Annotated in this window: 18 protein-coding genes; 8 read left to right on the top strand and 10 right to left on the bottom strand. The window is 72.9% G+C overall.

From position 1 onward, the window contains the following. Nucleotides 1-48: 48 nt before the first annotated feature. Nucleotides 49-1650, top strand: a complete 1602-nt coding sequence (locus DV20_RS13890; protein ID WP_043780147.1) for a S1 family peptidase — start codon at nt 49-51, stop codon at nt 1648-1650. Nucleotides 1651-1817: 167 nt separating this feature from the next. On the opposite strand, the gene DV20_RS13895 is transcribed toward DV20_RS13890, so the two are convergent. After that, on the bottom strand, nt 1818-2744 hold the full coding sequence (locus tag DV20_RS13895; protein WP_043780148.1) for an NADP-dependent oxidoreductase: 927 nt from the start codon (nt 2742-2744) through the stop codon (nt 1818-1820). Between the two features lie 85 nt (nt 2745-2829). Here DV20_RS13895 and DV20_RS13900 point away from each other — a divergent pair, with 85 nt between their 5' ends. After that, nucleotides 2830-3588, top strand: coding sequence for an AraC family transcriptional regulator (locus DV20_RS13900; RefSeq protein ID WP_235190833.1), 759 nt, complete (start codon nt 2830-2832; stop codon nt 3586-3588). A gap of 69 nt (nt 3589-3657) precedes the next feature. Here the strand turns inward: DV20_RS13900 and DV20_RS13905 are convergent, their stop codons facing one another. The 6 genes from DV20_RS13905 to DV20_RS13930 all read right to left on the bottom strand — a co-directional run bounded on the left by DV20_RS13905 (nt 3658) and on the right by DV20_RS13930 (nt 9669). Then, nucleotides 3658-4230 carry a TetR/AcrR family transcriptional regulator gene (locus DV20_RS13905; RefSeq protein ID WP_043780149.1) on the bottom strand — a complete coding sequence of 191 codons (573 nt, stop codon included), beginning with the start codon at nt 4228-4230 and terminating at the stop codon, nt 3658-3660. Beyond that, complete coding sequence (locus tag DV20_RS13910) at nt 4227-6122, bottom strand: YhgE/Pip family protein (protein ID WP_043780150.1); 1896 nt, start codon at nt 6120-6122, stop codon at nt 4227-4229. The genes DV20_RS13905 and DV20_RS13910 overlap by 4 nt, the downstream gene beginning before the upstream one ends. After that, a complete protein-coding gene (locus DV20_RS13915; RefSeq protein ID WP_043780153.1) occupies nt 6119-6814 on the bottom strand; it encodes an ABC transporter ATP-binding protein in 696 nt (231 codons plus the stop codon). Before DV20_RS13915 ends, DV20_RS13910 begins: the two co-directional genes overlap by 4 nt. A gap of 148 nt (nt 6815-6962) precedes the next feature. After that, nucleotides 6963-7883 carry a GNAT family N-acetyltransferase gene (locus DV20_RS13920; protein WP_043780155.1) on the bottom strand — a complete coding sequence of 307 codons (921 nt, stop codon included), beginning with the start codon at nt 7881-7883 and terminating at the stop codon, nt 6963-6965. A gap of 20 nt (nt 7884-7903) precedes the next feature. Continuing rightward, nucleotides 7904-8821, bottom strand: a complete 918-nt coding sequence (locus DV20_RS13925; RefSeq protein WP_043780158.1) for a GNAT family N-acetyltransferase — start codon at nt 8819-8821, stop codon at nt 7904-7906. After that, nucleotides 8818-9669: a class I SAM-dependent methyltransferase gene (locus tag DV20_RS13930; RefSeq protein WP_043780160.1), complete on the bottom strand. Its 852-nt coding sequence runs from the start codon at nt 9667-9669 to the stop codon at nt 8818-8820. The genes DV20_RS13925 and DV20_RS13930 overlap by 4 nt, the downstream gene beginning before the upstream one ends. A 319-nt stretch (nt 9670-9988) precedes the next feature. On the opposite strand from DV20_RS13930, the gene rpsA reads away from it, so the two are divergent. Continuing rightward, the gene (gene rpsA, locus DV20_RS13935; protein WP_003098851.1) at nt 9989-11488 is read left to right on the top strand and encodes a 30S ribosomal protein S1; all 1500 of its coding nucleotides are present in this window, start codon (nt 9989-9991) and stop codon (nt 11486-11488) included. A gap of 103 nt (nt 11489-11591) precedes the next feature. Here the strand turns inward: rpsA and DV20_RS13940 are convergent, their stop codons facing one another. Beyond that, nucleotides 11592-12206, bottom strand: coding sequence for a TetR/AcrR family transcriptional regulator (locus tag DV20_RS13940; protein WP_043780165.1), 615 nt, complete (start codon nt 12204-12206; stop codon nt 11592-11594). A 176-nt stretch (nt 12207-12382) separates the two neighbouring features. Between DV20_RS13940 and DV20_RS13945 the strand changes: the two genes are divergently transcribed. Further along, on the top strand, nt 12383-12823 hold the full coding sequence (locus DV20_RS13945) for an OsmC family protein (protein ID WP_043780168.1): 441 nt from the start codon (nt 12383-12385) through the stop codon (nt 12821-12823). 5 nt (nt 12824-12828) lie between these two features. Here DV20_RS13945 and DV20_RS13950 read toward each other — a convergent pair whose 3' ends face one another. Further along, entirely contained in the window at nt 12829-13077 is a 249-nt protein-coding gene (locus DV20_RS13950) for a hypothetical protein (protein WP_043780171.1), read from the bottom strand. A 526-nt stretch (nt 13078-13603) separates the two neighbouring features. Here DV20_RS13950 and coaE point away from each other — a divergent pair. Beyond that, a complete protein-coding gene (coaE, locus tag DV20_RS13960; protein ID WP_043780174.1) occupies nt 13604-14788 on the top strand; it encodes a dephospho-CoA kinase in 1185 nt (394 codons plus the stop codon). 108 nt (nt 14789-14896) lie between these two features. Here coaE and DV20_RS13965 read toward each other — a convergent pair whose 3' ends face one another. Beyond that, on the bottom strand, nt 14897-15415 hold the full coding sequence (locus tag DV20_RS13965; RefSeq protein ID WP_043780177.1) for a DUF402 domain-containing protein: 519 nt from the start codon (nt 15413-15415) through the stop codon (nt 14897-14899). A gap of 99 nt (nt 15416-15514) precedes the next feature. Here DV20_RS13965 and DV20_RS13970 point away from each other — a divergent pair, with 99 nt between their 5' ends. From DV20_RS13970 to uvrB, 3 genes are read left to right on the top strand one after another with little or no spacing between them, the layout of a single operon-like run. Beyond that, entirely contained in the window at nt 15515-16948 is a 1434-nt protein-coding gene (locus DV20_RS13970) for a DUF5685 family protein (protein ID WP_043780181.1), read from the top strand. A 9-nt stretch (nt 16949-16957) separates the two neighbouring features. Continuing rightward, a complete protein-coding gene (locus DV20_RS13975) occupies nt 16958-17569 on the top strand; it encodes a carboxymuconolactone decarboxylase family protein (RefSeq protein ID WP_084093471.1) in 612 nt (203 codons plus the stop codon). Between the two features lie 46 nt (nt 17570-17615). After that, the gene (uvrB, locus tag DV20_RS13980) at nt 17616-19772 is read left to right on the top strand and encodes an excinuclease ABC subunit UvrB (RefSeq protein ID WP_043780184.1); all 2157 of its coding nucleotides are present in this window, start codon (nt 17616-17618) and stop codon (nt 19770-19772) included. Nucleotides 19773-20397: the final 625 nt, after the last annotated feature.

Here is a 20397-nt window from a genome sequence, read left to right on the forward strand (position 1 = left end):
AGGGAGGTCGGCGGCGGCGTGTGGCGATCACGGCGTAGGGTCCGCCGAATGGGGTTCGAGCGTGAGCGACGACGCTGGCGGGTCCGGTTGCACGACGAACTCGGCCGGGTGTGCGGAGCGGGCACGGTACTGGACGAGTACCACGTGCTCACGAGCGCGCACGTCGTCGAGACCGCGGGTGGCCCGCGAGCCGCGTTGAGCGTCGACTTCGTCGGCCTGGCCGAGGCGATGCCCGGCGCCGCGACCGTCGTCGAAGGCTGCTGGGTGCCGTCCGACGGCGGCGGCCACGGCGACCTCGCCCTGCTCCGCTTGGAGCGCCCCGAATCCCGCGTGTTCCGCGCGCCGCTGCACCGCATGCCGCTCGGGGAGCACCAGCTCGTCCGCGCGTTCGGGTTCCCGCCCGGCTCGGTCGGCCGGTGGACGCACGCCCGGCTCGGCGGCCCGGAGCAGACCGGCGGCGAGTGGGTCCGCCTCTTCCGCACGGCCGAAGCCGAACCGCTCGGCCCCGGCTTCGGCGGCACGGCCGTGATCGACGAGGCGACCGGCCACGTCGTCGGCATGGTCGTCGGCAAGGACACCGGCACGTGGATGGTGCCCGTCGAGACGATGCTCGGGCACCTGCCCCAGCTGAGCATCTGGACCTCCGGCAGCCCGGCCGTCGACGCGAGCTTCTCGCGTCCGGTGGGTGAGGCGGTCGACGTCTCCTTCGTGCAGCGGGTCGCCGACTGGTTCGCCAAGGCCGAGCCGGGGACGGTCTGGGTCGTCGACACCGGCGAGGCCGGCTCGCCGGTCGCGGCCGCGTTGCGGTTCGGGATCGTGCTGGCCGACCGGGAACGTTCCCTCGGCGTGCACGGACTGCCGCCGGCGTTCGGCCAGATGCCGCCGGCGGGCAGCGTCGACCTGGCAGTGGACGCGACCGGCCGCACGGCGGACGCCGTCCGCCACCGCATCGCCGACCGGCTCACGACCGGCGTCGCGGGCCGCACGCTCGTCGTCGACGCGATCGACGACTCGGCGGAGCCCGACCGGCTCGTCGGCGAGGTGCTGGCCCCGCTCGCCGGCCGCGCGGCCGAGCTCGGCCTCCGCCTGCTGCTCGGCTTCCGGGAAGAGTCGTCGCCGGGCGTGGCGGCGGTCCGGGCGAGCACGGGCCAGGCCCGCCCGGCCCCGGACGACCTGGCCGGCCGCCTGGAGGTGCTCACCCAGGCGGTGGCCGAGCTGGCGGAGATCGAGGCCTACCAGCTACGCGTGGCCACCCGCTTCACGGGCGTCGCGATGTTGCCGGCCCGGGCGCAGAGGCTGCGCGGAGCGCTGAAGCAGCTCCGGTCGGCGGAGGTGGACGGCGACGCGGAGTGGGTGGAGCGCCACATCGACAGCCACGAGCACGCGGTGGCCCCGGCGGTGGAGGACGGCCGCCGCCAGCGCGCGGTCCTCGACGGCTTGGTCGCCCGCCGCGAGGAACTGCGAACCCGCTTGGCGGGCGACGTCGAGCTGGCCCGCGAGTACGGCCTGGAGGGCGACCCGGAGATCGAGCAGGCGTACATCCCGGCGAAGCGGCTGCTGATCGACGGCCCCTGCGAGCTGACAGCGGCAGCGACGGCGGTCGACACCTACGCGGCGGCGGTCCGGGCGCGCATCGAGGACCGCGGCTGACCCGGCTTCGCGCCGGAATTGTCGGTGCCGGCCGGTAATGTGGAAAACGGGGGGCGCCCCCGCGCGGGCCGTGGCGAGGACGCCCCGACGGGCCGTGGCGAAGACGGGGCTGTGGCGAGGACGCCCCGGGCGGGCTGCGGCCAGGACGGCCCCGCGGCCCGGCCGGCTCACACGGTGAGCACGATTTTCCCCCGCAGATGCCCTCGTTCGATCAGCCGGTGCGCGTCGGCGATCCGCTCGAACGGGAACGTCTCCTGCACATGCACCCGAAGCTCGCCCCGGGCAGCCAGTGACGCGAGACCGCGCAGCGCCACCGGATCCGGTTCGACCCCGATGCCGCTGAACCGCAGCCCGGCCGCCTCGAACTTCGCGATCAGCTCCGTGTCCTCCTCGGCCACCGCCGTCACGAGGTGGCCTCCCGGGCGGAGCACCTCGAGCGAGCGCGCGGCGACCTCGCCGCCGAGGGTGTCCAGCACGACGTCGACGTCGCCGGTCACCTCGGTGAAGTCCGCGGCCGCGTAGTCGACCACCTCGTCCGCGCCGAGTCCGCGCACGAACTCGCGCTTGCCCGCGCTCGCCGCGGCGATCACGTGCGCGCCGAGTGATTTCGCGAGCTGGATCGCCAGGTGGCCGACCCCGCCGCCTCCGCCGTGCACCAGCACGCGGTCGCCCGCCTTCACCTCCGCGAGGTCGACCAGGCCCTGCCACGCCGTCAGCCCGGCGACCGGCAGCGCCGCCGCCTCGACGTGGGACAGCGACGCCGGCTTGCGGGTCAGGTGCAGGGCCGGCGCGGCCACGAACTCGGCGTACGCGTTGGCCGCCCGGGGGAACAGGGGCATCCCGAAGACCTCGTCGCCGGGCCGGAAACGCCACGACTGCGACTCCTCGACCACGCCGCTGATGTCCCAGCCGAGGACGAACGGCGGCCGGCCGAGCAGCGGGAATTCGCCGGCGCGCAGGCGTGGTTCCAAGGGGTTCAGCCCGATCGCCTCGATCCGGACGAGGACTTCGGTCGGCCGGGGCCGGGGCTCGGGCGCGTCCTCGATGGTGAGGACTTCCGGGCCGCCGTACGTGTGCTGGGTGATGACTCGCATGCGTCCACGATGGACGCCACCGGCGCGGCGTACCACCGGTGTCCCGCCAGGAAATTCCGGAAACCCGCCACCTAGGATGACCAGGGTGACCGAACTGGTGTACTCGGACGGCGACGCGGCCTGCGGGATCCTCGCCCACGGCGCGGACATCGCCCCGCACTTCCACGACTTCGGCCAGCTCAGGTACGCCGCGGCCGGGGCGCTGGTCACCACGACCCGGGCCGGCACCTGGGTGGCGCCGGCGAACCGGATCACCTGGGTGCCCCCGTTCGAGGTGCACAGCAGCCGCTCGCACGGCGAAACCGACGTCCGGCTGCTCGAGGTTCCGGCGGTCCAAGCCGGGCGGCTGCCGGCGGAGCCGTCGGTGTTCGAGGCCAGCGCGCTGCTGCGCGAGGCCTACCTGGCGCTCGTCGCCGGCGACGAGCCGGCCGGCAGTCCGCGCGCCCGCCTGCTGCTCGAGGTCGTCCTCGCCGAACTCGTCCGCGCCCCGCGGGAACCGCTGCGGCTGCCCGAGCCGGTCAGTGCCCGCCTCAAGGCCGTCACCGACCTGCTGCACGCCGATCCGGCGTGCCCGGCGACCCTGGCGCAGCTCGGGCGCCGGACCGGTTCGAGTGAACGCACGCTCAGCCGGCTGTTCGCCGCCGAGCTGTCGATGAGCTTCCACCAGTGGCGGACGCTCCTGCGTGTCCAGCGGGCGGTGCTCGAACTCGGCGCCGGCGCCTCGGTCACCGACACGGCGACGCGGCTGGGCTGGGCGAACCCGGGCAGCTTCATCGAGGCCTTCACCGAGCTGGTCGGCCGGACGCCCGGCCGCTACCGCTCGGCGGCCCGCGCAGCCGGCTGACGGCGACCGGCAGGCGACCGGTCGGCGGACGCAGGCCAACGGTGGACGCAGGCCATCGGTGGACGCAGGCTAACGGCGGCCCAGGCCGCGGATCAGCACCATCACCGCGTCCCGCACCTCGGCCCGGGTCCGCTGCGGCCCGAACACCTGCCAGTCCAGCGCGACCACCAGCATCGTGCCGAACAACCCGGCCGCCGCCGTCGGGATCTGCACGCCCTCCGGCAGCCGCCCCGCCGCCTCCAGCCGCGAGAGCTGCTGCTTCACGATCGAGATGATCTCCTCGCGCAGCAACGACAACGTCCCGTGCCACTGGCCCGGCGTCCGCCACAGCTCGCTCACCAGGATCTGCGAGAACCCCGGGTACCGCGCGATGAACTCCAGCGTCGTGTCGACCTGCGCCTCGATGACGTCCAGCGGATCGCCGTCGGTCACCGCCGAGCGCAGCCGCCCGGCCAGCATGTCCACGCCGTAGCGCAGCAACGCGTCGACCAGGCCGTCCTTCGACCCGAAGTTGTAGTACACCGTGCCCTTGGCGACGCCCGCCGCCGCCGCGATGTCGTCGACTGTCAGGCCCACCAGGCCCCGGCTCTTCGAGAGCTCCAAGGTGGCCTCGAAGAGCTTCTGCTTCGTCCCGCCGCTCACAGGCTCAGCTCGGGCTTGAGTGCCGACACCGTCCAAACGCGACGCTTGCGGGCGGCCAATGTGGACACCAGGATCCCGCCCACGAGGTACGCCAGCAGCACGCCGACGTCACCCAGGATCCGCACGGAAGCACCGCTGTAGAACAGGTGGCGGAAGCCGTCGATCGCGTAGCCCATCGGCAGCACCACGTGCAGCGGGTAGAGCGCGTCCGGGATCGTCTGCCACGGGAACGTGCCGCCCGCGCTCACCAGCTGCAGCACCAGCAGCACCAGGCCGAGGAACTTGCCGACCGCGCCGAAGAACGCGTTGAGCGCGTGCACCACCGAGGTGAACGTCAGCGACACCAGCACGGCGAACAGGACCGCCTCCAGCGGGTGCGCGATGTGGATGCCGACCAGCCACGTCACCGCGCCGAACAGGACGACCACCTGCGCGATGCCCAGCAGCGCCGAGGACAGCCAGCCGCCGACCGCGACCCGGAACGGCGCCGCGCCCGCGGTCAGCGCGCGCGTCGAGAGCGGGCGCAGGATCAGGAACAGCACGAACGCGCCGATCCAGGTGGCCAGCGAGATGAAGAACGGCGCGAGACCGGCGCCGTACGTCCCCGCCGAGGCCTCGCCGTTGGCGTTCACCGCCACCGGGTCCGCGATCGTGGTGGCCGTCGCCGAGCGGGTCGGGTCGTCGGGGTTCGGGATCTGCTTCAGCCCGGCGGCGAGCCCGTCGCGCAGCTTCACCGCGCCGTCGGCCAGCTGATTGGTGCCGTTCACCGCCGTCTTCTCGCCGTCGCTGAGCTGCGAAGCGCCGTCACGCAGCTGGTTCGCGCCGTCGGACGCCTGGGCGATGCCGCTGGCCAGCTGGGGGGACGCCGCGGCGAGCTTGGCCGCGCCGTCGGACACCTGGCGGGCGCCGTCGGCCAGCTTCGCGAGGTCGCCGTTGGCCTGCTGGATCTTGCTGTTCGCCTGGTCGACGGGGGAGCGCAGCTGGTCGGCCCGCCCGACGATCGCCTGGATCTGGCTCTCCGGCACACCGGCGCCGCGCAGGTCCGTCACGAGCTGGGTGCGGTAGGAGTCGAGCTTGCCCTGGATGTCGGACGACGCCGTCGCGGCGACCGAAGCCGCGTCGGCGACCTTCTGATCACCGGCGGCCACCTGCGAAGCGCCGTTGGCGAGCTGCTGGGTCTGCGAGGGCAGCGACGCGGTGGCGCTCTTGAGCGTGCTCAGGCCGGTCGCCAGCGTCGACGAGCCGTCCGCCAGCTTCGCCGCGCCGTCGGCCAGCTGCTGCTGGCCCGACTTGAGCCGGGTGGCGCCGTCGGCGAGCTGAGACGCACCGGTCGAGGCCTCCTGGATCTTGGCGTAGATGGTGGAGAAGCCGACCAGGAACCGGTCCGCGGCCTCGCTGCCGACCTTCTCCGCGATCGTCTTGCGGACCTGTTCGGCGACCTGCTTCGCGATCGTGCCGGACAGGTAGTTGTTGGCGTCGTTGGTGGTCAGCGTGATGGTCGCCTGCTGCGGCTGGAAGTTGCCCACCGACAGCAGCGCGGCGGAGAAGCCGCTCGGGATGCCGATCGCGAACGAGTACCTGTCGTCGCGGACGCCGTCCCTGGCCTCCTGCTCGGAGACCTCGTGCCACTGGAACGTGCCGGACTTGACCAGCTCGTCGGTGACTTCCCGGCCGACGTTGCGCTGCTGGCCGCCGGCGTCCTTCGCGCCGGTGTCACTGGTGAAGACGGCGGCGGGCAGCTTGTCGAGGCGGCCGTACGGGTCGTAGTTCGCGTAGAGGTAGAAGGACGCGTAGAGCAACGGCACCAGCACGAGCGCGACCAGCGCGAGCTTCGGCAGGGTGCCGGTGGAGAGGCGGCGCAGCTCGTTGCGCGCGATCCGGAAGGCGTTCATTCGGGGGCTCCGTCAGTGCTCTCGGCGAGCTCTTCGGTGGGTGCGGGGACGGCGGGGGGAGCGAAGTGCTGCGGCGCCGGCTGCTCGGCCGCACCGATCCGCGCCGGGGCGAAGGGCAGCGCGGACAGTGGTGTCGTCGCGGTCAGCACGACCACGGCCAGGCCGCGCCCGGCCTGCTCGCGCGCCGGCTCGGCCCACGTGTCGACGTCGCTGGTGTGCCGGTCGGGTGTGTCGAGCACGAGCAGGCGCACGCCCTTGCGCTCGGCGGCCAGCTCGGTGAGCAGCCGGGTGCGCAGGGCGGGGGTGAGGTTCTCGAAGCGCGTGCCGGCGAACGGCGCGGCGTCGTGCTGGGCGAGCCAGCGGGCGACGTCCTCCTTGCCCGCCGGCCGGTGGGCCAGCGCCAGCTCCTCGCCGGCGACCACGCGCAGCGGCAGCGCGTCGTCCGGTTCGCTGACGCCCGGGGCGTCGACGACCGCGACGAGCTCGGTCAGCGGGGCGTCGACGCCCTCGGCGTGCACCGTGCCGGTGGTCGGCTTGAGCCGGCCGGCCAGCGCGAGGCCGAACGCGGTGACGCCGACGCCGGGTTCGCCGTGCACGATCGCCAGGTCGCCCTCGCCGACGGTCAGTGAGGTGGGCGGCAACAAGGTGCCGTGGTGCCCGTCGAGGGACACCCGATCGGCTCGGACCTGCACGGTTTCTCCCGCTTCGCGAACTTTTGAACTGACCGGTCAGTTCAAAAACTAGCCCCGGCGGGGGTCGGCGGCAAGATCACCGGACGCACGTCACACTTGTGGGTGGTTCACCGGAGGGAAACCGGCGTGCCGCTCACCAGGGCGTGGCTCAGCGCAGGGCGGCCGCCGGGCGCACCTCCCACGTCGTCCACAGTGGACGATAACCCTGCCGGTGCCAGAACACCGAAGACAGCGGGTTGGTCGGGTTGTAGTACAGGTACGTGCGGGTCGCGCCGCCCCGGTGCAGCTCCCGGTGCACGTGGGCCATCAGCGCCCGGCCGAAGCCGCCGCCGCGTTCACCCGGCAGGGTGACGACGTTGTTCACGTAACCCCAGCGGCCCGGCGGAAGCAGTTCGGCCGCCTCACTGCCCGGCGTCGCGTCCTCCCACGCGCACTGCGCGAGCGCGCGGGGCTCCCCGTCCTCTTCGGCCAGCCAGACGAGCGGCTCGGTCTCGGCGAGGGCCCGCCGCAGTGCGGGGCCCAGCAGTTCGGCGGTGTTGGCCCGGCGGGCCGAGGCGACCAGCCCGGTGTACTCGAACGTCGCCTCGGCCAGCTTCAGCGCGGTGTCGTAGTCGTCCGGCCCCGCGCGCCGGACCGCGATCTCCGGCAGGCCCTCCGGCGGGGGAGCGGTCCGCACGCCGAGCGCGGAAAGCGGGACGAGGCCGTGGTCGAGGAAGGCCCGGATCGCCTCGGCGTCCCGGCTGGGCCAGACGACCACGCACGCCGAATCGTCTTCGGTCGGTTCCGTGGAGAGCCGGCCCTTCAACGCGCGCAGCAGGAGGTCCACGCCCTCGGTCCCGGTGTCGCCGAAGTACGGGAAGAGCTGCCACGTGTCCGCGGCCGACCACAGCATCGGGACGTCGCCGGGCGCCAGCCGCACGCGCTGCAGCACCCCGGTGACCTGCGTGCCGTCCGAGGTCGCCGCGTCCAGCCGTTCGCCGGCGGCCGGTGGCGGGGCGGGCGGCAGCAGTGGGTCGACGGCGGCGAAGCGCGCCCGGTGCGCCGCAAGCAGCGGCTCGGCGATGTCCATGGTTCCCCCTGGGTGTGTGGTCAGGACCAGGCGGGGCGCCGCAGCCACATGGTCCACAGTGGACGGTAACCCTGCCGGTGCCAGAATACCGGCGAAAGCGGGTTCGCCGGGTGGTAGAACAGGAAGGTCCCGCGCACGTCGTGCTCCAGCAGCGAGCGGTGCGCCACCGCCATCAGCGCCCGGCCGACCCCGCCGCCGCGGGCCGCCGGGCCGACCGACAGCGTGTCGACGTACCCCCAGCGGCCCGGGAGCAGCCTGCCGTGCACGGAATTGCCGGGCGCGGCCTCGGCCAGGGCGCAGGAGGCCATGCCGACCGGCACGCCGCCGTCCTCCTCGGCGAGCCAGACGAGCCCGCTGAAGCGCAGGGAGCGGACGACTTCGGTGCGCAGCAGCGCCCGGGCCTCCGGCCGCGGCACCGCGGTGCCGACCAGGCAGGTGTAGCGCCACTCGGCCAGCCGCAGCTCGGTCAGCGCGTCGACGTCGCCGTCCCCGGCGCGGCGGACGGTGACCGGCGCCGTCCCGGGGCCGTCGGGCGGCTCGGCGGCCCGCACGGCCAGGCACGTCATCGGCGCAAAGCCGTGCGCCAGCAGCACCGCGGACGCCTCGGCGTCGCGGCTCGGCCAGGTCAGCGAGCAGCCCGAGTCCGGGCCGGCCGGCGTCCCGCGCAGCCGGTCGCGCCATTCGCCCAGCAGCGCCGCGAGGCCCGCCGCGCCGCTGTCGCCCGGCACCGCGGTCAGGTCCCGGAGGTCCGACGGTCCCCAGAGCGTGGGCCAGGAGCCCGGCGCGTGCACGACGTTCGTCAGCAGCCCGCCCGCCTTGCGCCCGCCGGCCGTCACCACCAGCGGCTCGCTCGACGGCGACGGCGGCGCCGCGATCGGCGGGAGCAGCGGGTCGAGCGCGGCGAACCGCGCGTTCTGCTGCGCCTCGAGGGCGCTCACGAGCGGTGCGTGCGGAAGATCGCCGTGCCCGGGAACAGCTTGCCGCGCAGCGGGCTCCACTGGCCCCACACCCGCGTGTGCCCTTCCGGCCACTCGGGCTCGACCAGGTCGGTCAGGGCGAAGCCGGCCGCGGCCAGCGCGCGCACGTAATCGCCGAGGGTGCGGTGGTACTCGACGTAGGTGGCGGTGCCCTCGTCGTCGACCTCGACGTAGGGCGTGCGGTCGAAGTACGGCTGGGTGACGGTGAGCCCCTGCGGGCCCGGGTCGTCGGGGAAGATCCACCGCATCGGGTGGGTCACCGAGAACACCCACGGCGCGCCCGGCCGCAGCACCCGGTGCACCTCGGCGAAGACGGCGTCCACCGACGCCACGAACGGGATCGCGCCGAAGGCCGAGCAGGCCGCGTCGAAGCTGCCGGACGCCAGCGGCAGCTGCTCGGCGTTGGCCTGGACCAGGGGGACGGCGAGGCCGGTGCGCGCGTTGCCGTCACGGGCGTGGCGCAGCATGCCGGCGGACAGGTCGGTCGCGACCGCGTGGGCGCCCTCCGCGGCCAGCCAGCGCGCGCAGGCGGCCTGGCCGCAGCCGACCTCGAGCACGCGCTTGCCCCGGACGTCGCCGAGCAGCCGCGCCTCCGCCTCCCGGACACCCTCCGGGCACCAGACGAAGTCGGCGTCGCCGAGGAACCCGCCGTGCTCGGCCTGGTAGTCGTCGGCGTCGGCGTCCCACCACGCCAGGTTGGCCGCCGCGGCTTCGGGCCCGCCGACCTCGCGGTAGGCGACCGCCGCGGTGCCCAGCCGGTGCTCGGCGGCGTCGTGGCGCCCCGGCGCGGGCGCCTGCTCCGGTGGCATGATGGGGTCTCCGGTCCCGGTGGCCGCTACCTGCGCCACCTGCGTCCTCGTGCCTGCTGTTTGCTTCCGCGAGGACCTTAGCGAGCCAGGGGGACCCTGATTGTGCCGCCTAGCGACTGCCGCGTAGGATAAGTGTTAGCGCAGTGGGTTCGCGCTGCCTTCCGCTCAGCTTCTGGTTGGGACTCGGGTCGCGCACCGTATGCGGGGTCAATGCCGCGGTCGTTCACTGGTGGACGTTTGCTTGCAGGGTCGTCGCATGCTCCCCATCGCGCCGACAACTGCCAACCCTCGATTCCCATCCACCGGAGCAACCCGCCTAATGACCACCGACACCGCCACCGCCCCGACCGCCCCCACCGGGCCCCAGCAGGTCGCCATCAACGACATCGGGTCGGAGGAAGACTTCCTCGCGGCGATCGACAAGACGATCAAGTACTTCAACGATGGCGACATCGTCGAAGGCACGATCGTCAAGGTCGACCGCGACGAGGTCCTGCTCGACATCGGCTACAAGACCGAGGGTGTCATCCCCTCGCGTGAGCTCTCCATCAAGCACGATGTCGACCCGGCTGAGGTTGTCACCGTCGGCGATGAGGTCGAAGCCCTGGTCCTCCAGAAGGAGGACAAGGAAGGCCGTCTGATCCTGTCCAAGAAGCGCGCGCAGTACGAGCGCGCCTGGGGCACGATCGAGGAGCTCAAGGAGAAGGACGAGCCCGTCAAGGGCACCGTCATCGAGGTCGTCAAGGGCGGCCTCATCCTGGACATCGGCCTGCGCGGCTTCCTCCCCGCGTCCCTGGTCGAGATGCGCCGCGTGCGCGACCTGCAGCCGTACGTCGGCCGCGAGCTCGAGGCGAAGATCATCGAGCTGGACAAGAACCGCAACAACGTGGTCCTGTCCCGCCGCGCCTACCTGGAGCAGACCCAGTCCGAGGTGCGCAGCGAGTTCCTCAACGCGCTCGCCAAGGGCCAGGTCCGCAAGGGCGTCGTGTCGTCCATCGTCAACTTCGGTGCCTTCGTGGACCTGGGTGGCGTCGACGGCCTGGTGCACGTCTCCGAGCTGTCCTGGAAGCACATCGACCACCCGTCCGAGGTCGTCGAGGTCGGCCAGGAGGTCACGGTCGAGGTCCTGGACGTCGACATGGACCGCGAGCGCGTCTCGCTGTCGCTGAAGGCGACCCAGGAAGACCCGTGGCGCCAGTTCGCCCGCACCCACGCGATCGGCCAGATCGTGCCGGGCAAGGTCACCAAGCTCGTCCCGTTCGGTGCGTTCGTGCGCGTCGAGGAGGGCATCGAGGGCCTGGTGCACATCTCGGAGCTGGCCGAGCGCCACGTCGAGATCCCGGAGCAGGTCGTCCAGGTCAACGGCGACGTGATGGTCAAGGTCATCGACATCGACCTCGAGCGCCGTCGCATCTCGCTGTCGCTGAAGCAGGCGAACGAGGGCGTCACGCCGGACACCGAGTTCGACCCGACCCAGTACGGCATGGCCGCCGAGTACGACGCCGAGGGCAACTACATCTACCCCGAAGGCTTCGACCCGGACACCCAGGAGTGGCAGGAAGGCTTCGACAAGCAGCGTGAGGAGTGGGAGCGCCAGTACGCCGAGGCGCACACTCGTTACGAGGCCCACATGAAGCAGGTCCAGAAGGCCGTCGAGGCGGACGCCGAAGCGGCGGCCGACGCGGCGACCGGCATCGAGGGTGGCGCGGAAAGCTACACCTCGGGCTCGGCCCCGGCCGACTCCAAGAGCAGCGGTGGCACCCTCGCCTCCGACGAGCAGCTCGCGGCGCTCCGCGAGAAGCTCTCCGGTGGTGCGTGAGCACTAGCTCTCTGAGCTGAACGACAGAGCCCCCGGTCCTTCGCGGACCGGGGGCTCTTCGTTGTCCGGCCCGCGCGCACCGGTCGTCCCCGGCCGCGGCGGGTCAGGGGTTGCGCAGGCCGAGGCCGGCCATCATCGCGGTGACGCCGTCGCGGTACATCTGCTCGTTCGCCTCTTCGGTCGGCGGGATGAACCAGTCCGGCAGCGGCCGCCGCGAAGCCATCATCAGCTCCGCGCCCACCAGGCCGTGCATGGCCGTCCACAGCCGGTACGCCGCCGACCGGGCGTCCGCCCCCGGCGGGCACACCCGCTGGACGCGGGCGATGAACAGGGTGAACGTCGTCCGCAGCACCGCCGACCGCAGGCCCGGGTCCGGGTCGAACCCGGGGACCGGGCGCTCGAACATCAGCGCGTAGCGGGTCGGGCTCTCGCGGGCGAAGTGCCGGTACTCCAGCGCGAGGTGCAGCAGGTCCGCCACGCCGTCCCGGCTCGACGGCGGCAGCCCTTCCAGCAGCTCCCGCAGCGAATCGAACGTGCGCTCGTACAGGGCGTCGAGCAGGCCCGCGCGACCGCCGAAGCGCGCGTAGACCGAGAGCGTCGACGCGCCGGCCGCCTCGGCCACGCCGCGGACCGTCAGGCCCGGGACACCGCGGTCCAGGAGCACCGACAACGCCGCGTCGAGGTAGCGCTCGCGGCCGCCCTGGTCGGCCGGGCGCATCGGCAAGTGCCTGGTAGCCACGGCGCACCCCCTTTGCGGCAGCCGGGCGCAGGCAGCGTCCCGGTGACCCACCCGCAGCAGAAGATACGATATCCGCAGCGTCTTGGGAATGCGCCGGATGTCCGGATCGGCGGCGTCCCGCCTCGTGGGCGCCACCCGAGAGGACCGCGAAACGGATGGACCACCCCGAGTCCGGGACCGTCGTCGTCACCGCGAGCGGCGACGGCACCTACACGCAGCGCGTCACCACGGCCGGCCACACGCTGCTCGTCGACGAACCGGTCGCGGTCGGCGGCGCCGACGCCGGCCCGAACCCGTACGAGCTGCTGCTCGCGTCGCTGGGTTCGTGCACGGCCATCACGCTGCGGATGTACGCCGACCGCAAGGGCATCCCGCTGACCAGGGCCACCGTCCGGCTGCGGCACGACCGCGTCCACGCCGAGGACTGCGCGCGGTGCGAAACCGAGCGCGGCCTGCTCAGCCGGATCACCCGCGAGATCGAGCTCGAAGGCGACCTCGACGACGACCAGCGCGCCCGGCTCATGCTGATCGCCGACAAGTGCCCGGTGCACCGCACCCTGTCGTCGGAGATCGTGATCGAGACGCGCGGGACCTGACGCGCTCAGGCGGCGCGGACGGTCACCGCGCCCGGCCCGGCCGGGCGGACCGACGGCACCCAGATGCGTTCCAGCGCCGCGGCGCGGGCCTTGCGACGGAGTCCGGCGAAGCTGTGCTTGGCCGGGACCAGCAGCGCGCTCGCCCAGGTCCGCCGGTGGCCGGCCAGCACCTCGGCCACCGGGTGATGGACGACGCAGTGCACCAGCCCCGGCGTGCCGAGCCGGTGCCTCCCGACGTGCTTGCTGTCCGCCATCGTTCCTCCGCGTGGGGCGACGCTGTCGCGCGCACCGTACGCACGGGCGCGGGGCCAGGTGGGTAAGCAACACGGCGTGTCCGGATATCGGTTGAGTCACGCGTCACGATCGGCTTGCGGAACCTCCGTTCGTCAGGCATGGGCCGGCACCCGACGTGGTGAACGGGACCCACGCGCTCTGCACGGCGCACAGCCGGCGCGACGCCGCGGGCCGGCACGTGACCTGCACCCGGCGGATCCCGGCCAGGCACTGCACCGGTGACGTGGCCACGCGCCCCGCCGGTGCGGGTGGCGCCGCCGCGGCTTCGGGTACCGCCACGGCGAGCCCGCCCGCGCACAGCAGGACAGTGGCCGCTTTCCTGATCTTCGTTCCTTTCACCGGCCCCCCTCGGCGGTGGTTCATGCCGGGGAAGTCGGCCAGACCAGCGGCTTGTTACGACATTTTCCCACTTGTCACGCAAATGGCGTCGATTTGACCGGACGTGCCCACCAAGGGGGCGACGACCGCGTGACTAGGGTGATCGGCATGTTGCGTGTGGGGTTGACGGGTGGGATCGGGGCCGGGAAGTCGACCGTGGCGAACCGGCTCGCCGAACACGGCGCGGTGCTGGTGGACTCCGACCGGATCGCCCGCGAGGTGGTCGAGCCCGGGACCGAGGGACTGGCCCGCCTGGTGGCCGAGTTCGGTCCCGGCATCCTGGCCGCGGACGGCTCGCTCGACCGGCCCGCGCTCGCCGCGAAGGCGTTCGCCGACGACGAGTCGCGGCTCCGGCTGAACGCGATCGTGCACCCCTTGGTCGGCGCCCGCACCGGCGAGCTGATGGCGGCCGCGAAGCCGGACGCGATCATCGTCCACGACATCCCGCTGCTGGTCGAGAACGGCCTCGCGACGGCCTACCACCTGGTCGTGGTGGTCGACGCGCCGGTCGAAGTGCGGGTACGGCGGCTGGTCTCGGCGCGCGGGATGGCCGAGGAGGACGCGCGGGCGCGGATCCGGGCGCAGGCGAGCACCGAGCAGCGGCGCGCGGTCGCGGACGTCTGGCTGGACAACGGCGGCGCCGAAGACACCGTGCTCGCCGAGGTCGACGCGCTGTGGGCGGACCGGCTGGTGCCGTTCGAGGCCAACGTCCGGCTGCGCCGGCCGCGGCCGCCTGTGTCGCCGAAGATCGCCGAATACGACCTCACCTGGCCGGCCCAGGCCGAGCGGGTCCTGGCCCGGGTCCGCGCCGCGGCGGGGGAGCTGGCCCGTCGCGCGGACCACATCGGGTCGACGGCCGTGCCCGGCCTGCCCGCCAAGGACGTCCTCGACCTGCAGCTGACGGTGGCCACGTCGGACGACGCGGACGCGCTGGGGCCGCTGCTGGCCGACGCCGGGTTCCCGCGGCTCGAAGGCGACTGGGTCGACGACGCCCTGGACGGTGCCGGCACGTGGCCCAAGCGCCTGCACGTCGGCGCCGACCCGAAGCGGCCGGTGAACCTGCACGTCCGGTCGCTGGAGACGCCGGCGTGGCGGCTCGCGCTGCTCTTCCGCGACTTCCTGCGCGCGGACCCGGACGAGCGCGACGACTACCGCGACGTGAAGCTGCGGCTCGCCGAAGCGCACGCCGCCGACGGCACGGTCGCGGCCTACGCCGACGAGAAGCAGGAGTGGGTCAACGGCGTGTTCGCCCGCGCCGAGAAGTGGGCGGCGGCCACCGGCTGGGCACCCTAGGCCCGCGTGTCCGCGAGCTGCGGCCGGATTCCGGCCCAGCTCCGGCCGGCCGGGCAGGTGCTCGCTCGCGTTCCGGATCCCCAGCCGGTCGCCGACCTGCCCGCCGGGTCAGGGGTGGCGCCGCCAGGTCAGCGTGATGTCCAGGGTGGCCAGCCAGGCGGTGAGGTCGTAGCCGTGCGCGGCCAGTCCTTCCACCGCGGTGTAGGTGGTCTTCAGCGCGGACTCGGCCTCTTCGGCGGTGACCAGGCCCGCTTGGAGGGCCTCCAGGAGCTCGTCGGTGTCGATCACCCGGAGCGAAAGCTTGTCCTTGAGCACGATGTCGACGTAGAGGTCGGTGGCGACCCAGCGCGGGCCGTCGCGGTGCACGCGGACGACGTCGAGGTAGAAGTCCTGGTCGCGCTCGTGGCCGGGGGAGAACCAGAAGTCGGTGAAGCGCAGGCCCAGTCCGGGCACCAGCCACGACTCGAGGTAGTGGAACTGGGCGCGGCCCGGCGTCGGGCGGGCGAGGTACAGGCCGAACGGCTCCTCGCGGAATTCTTCGACCTCCCGCACGATGCCCTTCGGGTCGATGTTCGCGCGCGCGGCGGGGTCGAAGACCTCGACCTTCGGGGGGTGCAGTGCGGCCATGCGGGTCATCCTGCCGGGCCGGTCACGAAACGCGTACATCCGCCCCGGGCATCACGCGTTCGGGCTAAGGTGCGCCGACGGATCGAGGGGGAACCGGGGATGTTCGGGATCATCAGGCCCTGCCGGCACCGGCTGGCCGAACGTCTGCACGCCGACTGGCTGGCGCACCTGTGCGGGCTCTGCCTCACGCTGCGTGACGAACACGGCCAGTTCGCGCGTGTGGTGACCAACTACGACGGACTGATCATTTCGGTGCTGGCCGAAGCCCAGACGCCGCGCGCGGACGGACGCCGCGCGGCGGGCCCGTGCCCGCTGCGCGGCATGCGGACGGCATCGGTGGCCCGCGGCGAAGGCGCCCAGCTGGCGGCGGCGGTGTCGCTGGTGCTGGCCGCGGCCAAGGTCGGCGACCACGTCGAGGACGGCGACGGCGCCTTCGGCAGGCGCCCGGTCGCGGCGGCCGCACGGCGGGTCGCGGCCCGCTGGACCACGCAGGGCGGCCGGACGGGCGGCCGGGTCGGGTTCGACACGACGGTGCTGACGGAGGCGGTCGAGGGACAGGCCGCGCTGGAGTCATCGGTGCGCCCGGGTGATTCCCCGCTCCTGGCCACGGAACCCGCGGAGAGGGCCACGGCGATGGCGTTCGCCCGGACGGCGGAGCTGGCGGGCAAGCCGGCCAACGCGGCCCCGCTGGCCGAGGCGGGCCGCCTGTTCGGCCGGGTGGCCCACCTGCTGGACGCGGTGGAGGACTACGCGGCCGACGCGGCGGCGGGGGCGTGGAACCCGTTGCTGGCCACGGGAACGGGAGTGGCGGAGGCCCGCCGGCTGTGCGACGACGCGGTGCTGGGGGTGGAGCTGGCGTTGCGCGAAGCGGAGTTCGCCGAGCCGGCGCTGGTGCACGCGTTGCTGGTGCACGAGCTGCGCCAAGCGGTGCGGCGCGCCTTCGGCCACGGCTTCTCCCACGGCCATGACCACGACCACGGTGGGCAGCAGCCGCCGCCCGGGTGGATCGGGCCGGGGCCCACTCCGCAGCAGTATCCGCACCAGCAGCCGCCGGGCTGGATCGGGCGCGGGCCGGCGCCGCAGCAGCATCCGCACCAGGTTCCGCCCGGCTGGAACAGCTCCCCGCAGCCGCACGGGTTCCCGCCGCCGGGGCCGGTCCCGCCGCCGGGCGCTCCCGGCGGGCGTGGCCCCGGCGGACCGAACGGCCCCGGCGGCCGCGGTCCAGGAGGTCCCGGCGGCCCGGGTGGCCCCGGCGGCCCCAAAGATCCCCAGGACCCCGGCAACCCCGGCAAAGGCGGCAAGTCCGGTCCGTACGACGGCAAGGGCGGCGGCCTCTGGTACCCGAAGTTCGCCGTGCCCCCGAAGAAGCGCAACGCCTTCCTCGGCTGCGCCCTCATCCCCTACATGTGCTGCACCTGCCAGTTCTGCTGCCGCGATCCCTATCCTGGTCCCTGCAGCGGAAAACCCCACGACGCATGGGGCTGCGACTGCGACTGCTGCGCCTGTTGTGCCTGCTGCGACTGCAGTTGCTGAGGAGGCACCGTGACCGACCCGATGGCCGACCTCCACGACCGAGGCCGCGAGAACTTCGAAGGACTCGTCGAAGGCGGGAAGGCCCGGCTCGACGCGCTCTTCGCCACCGTCCCGGCGCTGGGGGAGCTGGCCGTCGGCACCGTCTACGGCCACCTGCACGAACGCCCCGCCCTCGACCCCCGCACCCGCGAAGCCGCCACGCTCGCCGCCATCGTCGCCGCCGGCATGGTGGGGCCGCCGCTGAGCGTCCACCTCCGCACCGGTCTCGCCGCCGGGCTGTCGCCTGCGGAGGTCTGCGAAGTCGTCGTCCAGACCGCCGCGTTCGCCGGCTTCCCGCGTGCCGTTTCCGCCGCCGACCAGCTGAACCGCCTCTTCGAAGGCCACGGCCTGCCGATCCCGCCTCCCCCTTCGCCGCGGGAAGCCGTCCTCGCGCACCTCGCGGCGCCGGACGGCGAGGTCGCCGAGGTGCTGGCGGAGTTCCCGCGCACCGAGGTCCAGGCGACGGGCTCCGACCGGGTGCTGGTCTCGTGCTTCGGCGACGACACCGTCCCCGGCGCCGTCCTGCACTGCGCCGTCGACGGCGGCGATGTCACCTCGGTCACGGTGTTCCGCCCCCGCTGACCAGGGCCGACGGAAATTGTCGGTGGGTCGGCCTACTCTGGTCCACGTGGCTTTCGCAACCGAACACCCCGTCCTCGCCCAGTCCGACTTCCGGCCCGTCTCGGAGATCCCTCGGACCGGCGGCCGGTTCGAGGTGGTCAGTGACTACCAGCCCGCCGGTGACCAGCCGGCGGCCATCGACGAGCTCGAACGCCGGGTCAAGGCGGGCGAGAAGCATGTCGTGCTCCTCGGCGCCACCGGTACCGGCAAGTCGGCGACCACGGCGTGGCTGATCGAGCGCGTCCAGCGGCCGACGCTGGTGATGGCGCCCAACAAGACCCTGGCCGCGCAGCTGGCGAACGAGCTGCGTGAGCTGTTCCCGCACAACGCGGTGGAGTACTTCGTCAGCTACTACGACTACTACCAGCCCGAGGCGTACATCGCGCAGACGGACACCTACATCGAGAAGGACTCGTCGATCAACGACGACGTCGAGCGGCTGCGGCACTCGGCGACGATGAACCTGCTGTCGCGCCGGGACGTCATCGTGGTCGCCAGCGTCTCCTGCATCTACGGCCTCGGCACGCCGCAGTCGTACCTCGACCGGTCGTCCAAGCTCGCGGTCGGCATGCAGCTCGACCGGGACGTGTTCCTGCGCGCGCTGGTCGACGTCCAGTACACGCGCAACGACATCGCCTTCGCGCGCGGCACGTTCCGCGCCCGCGGCGACACGGTGGAGATCATCCCGGCGTACGAGGAGCTCGCGATCCGCGTCGAGTTCTTCGGCGACGAGGTCGAGAAGCTGTACTACCTGCACCCGCTGACCGGGGACATCGTCAAGGAGGTCGACGAGGTCCGGATCTTCCCGGCGACGCACTACGTCGCCGGCCCGGAGCGGATGGAAAAGGCGATCCGGGGGATCGAGAAGGAGCTCGAGGAGCGGCTCGCCGAGCTGGAACGGCAGGGCAAGCTCCTGGAGGCGCAGCGGCTGCGGATGCGCACGGCCTACGACATCGAGATGATGCGCCAGGTCGGCTTCTGCTCCGGCATCGAGAACTACTCGCGGCACATCGACGGCCGCGGACCGGGCACGGCGCCGGCGACGCTGATCGACTACTTCCCGGAAGACTTCCTGCTGGTGATCGACGAGTCGCACCAGACCGTCCCGCAGATCGGCGGCATGTACGAAGGCGACATGTCGCGGAAGCGGAACCTGGTCGAGTACGGCTTCCGGCTGCCGAGCGCGGTGGACAACCGGCCGCTGACCTGGGAGGAGTTCACCGACCGGATCGGCCAGACCGTCTACCTCTCGGCGACCCCGGGGCCGTACGAGATGGGCCAGGCGGGCGGCGAGTTCGTCGAGCAGGTCATCCGGCCGACCGGCCTGGTCGACCCGAAGGTCGTGGTGAAGCCGACCGAGGGCCAGATCGACGACCTGGTGCACGAGATCCGCGAGCGGGCGGACAAGGACGAGCGCGTCCTGGTCACGACGCTGACGAAGAAGATGGCCGAGGACCTCACGGACTACCTGCTGGAGCTGGGCATCCGGGTGCGCTACCTGCACTCGGAGGTCGACACGCTGCGCCGGGTGGAGCTGCTGCGGCAGCTGCGGGCGGGCGACTTCGACGTACTCGTCGGCATCAACCTGCTGCGCGAGGGCCTCGACCTGCCGGAGGTCTCGCTGGTGGCGATCCTCGACGCGGACAAGGAGGGCTTCCTGCGGAGCGGGACGTCGCTGATCCAGACGATCGGCCGCGCGGCGCGAAACGTGTCGGGCGAGGTCCACATGTACGCGGACAAGATCACCGATTCGATGCAGCACGCGATCGACGAGACGGACCGCCGCCGCGAGAAGCAGGTCGCCTACAACAAGGAGCGGGGCGTCGACCCGCAGCCGCTGCGGAAGAAGATCGCGGACATCCTCGACCGGGTGTACAGCGAGGCGGAGGACACCGAGCAGGTCTCGGTGGGTGGCTCGGGCCGCAACTCGTCGCGCGGCAAGAAGCCCGAGCAGGGCGACCGGGTGCGCAGCTCGGGGATGCTGGTGGACAAGAACGTTTCGGCGATGCCGCGCGCCCAGCTGGCGGACCTGATCCAGCAGATGACCGACCAAATGATGCAGGCGGCCCGCGACCTGCAGTTCGAGCTGGCGGCTCGGCTCCGGGACGAGATCTCGGACCTGAAGAAGGAGCTGAGAGGAATGGACGCGGCCGGGATCAAGTAGCGATCGGCCCGCCGGGCTGGGGCGGGCTGGGCCGGGGCCCCGGGGCTGGGGCGAGCTGGGCTGGAACGGGCTGGGCCCGGCCCCCGAGGCTGGGGCGAGCTGGGCTGAGGCTGGCTGGGGCGGGCCGGTCTGGAACAGACAGGGCCAGGGTCTCGGGGCTGGGCTGGCCGGGGGGCCCCGGGCTGGGCCGTGTCGGCCCAGCGCCGAGAAGGGCAGCCACCGCCGGGCCGACCCCCACCGAGGACGCCACCCAGGACGAGACCGGCAGCCACACCCCGCCCTGCATCCCGATCCGAAGCCCCAACACGGCCGGTGGCACCGGGTCAAGGCACGCTTTCCCGCCTTGACGCGGTGCCGCCGGCCGTAGTCACAATCGGGGCATCGGGATGAAGGGTCTCCCGAAGCCGGTGCGTATGCCATCAGCCGCTCAGGTTCGCCGATGCGGTGCCGCCGGCCGTAGTCACAATCGGGGCATCGGGATGAAGGGTCTCCCGAAGCCGGTGCGTATGCCATCAGCCGCTCAGGTTCGCCGATGCGGTGCCGCCGGCCGTAGTCACAATCGGCGCTTCGGGATGAAGGGCCTCCCCGAAGCCGGTGCGTATGCCATCAGCCGCCCAGGTTCGCC

Source organism: Amycolatopsis rifamycinica (assembly GCF_000695625.1).
Lineage (GTDB): Bacteria > Actinomycetota > Actinomycetes > Mycobacteriales > Pseudonocardiaceae > Amycolatopsis > Amycolatopsis rifamycinica.